The 255-nt window shown below is 56.5% G+C and carries 1 protein-coding gene; it reads right to left on the minus strand.

Going from position 1 to position 255, the window contains the following annotated elements; all coding sequences use genetic code 11:
- The coding region (locus tag AC1RP4_RS08080) for a hypothetical protein (RefSeq protein WP_481763289.1) at positions 1 to 202 on the minus strand (202 nt) is incomplete at its 3' end.
- Between the last annotated feature and the right edge of the window lie 53 nt (positions 203 to 255).

Here is a 255-nt window from a genome sequence, read left to right on the forward strand (position 1 = left end):
CCATCGCGCCTGATGCAAATGGCAACCTGAGAATCACAGGAACGGTGCCTCCACCGCCTGTTACTTCGGTGTCCGGACAAACTGGCGCTGTCGTTGTCCAAGCAACGAACAACAACGGAGCAACCGGTACATCGTTGATTTCGGACACTGGTGCTACAACCGCCAACATAAAGCTCAAGACGATCGTGGCGGGCTCTGGCATAACGCTGGGCCGCCGCCCCCAACGGCAACGTTCAGATTAGTAGCACAGCAAGT

The organism is Dellaglioa sp. CoH-56-MRSF-10, assembly GCF_056782175.1.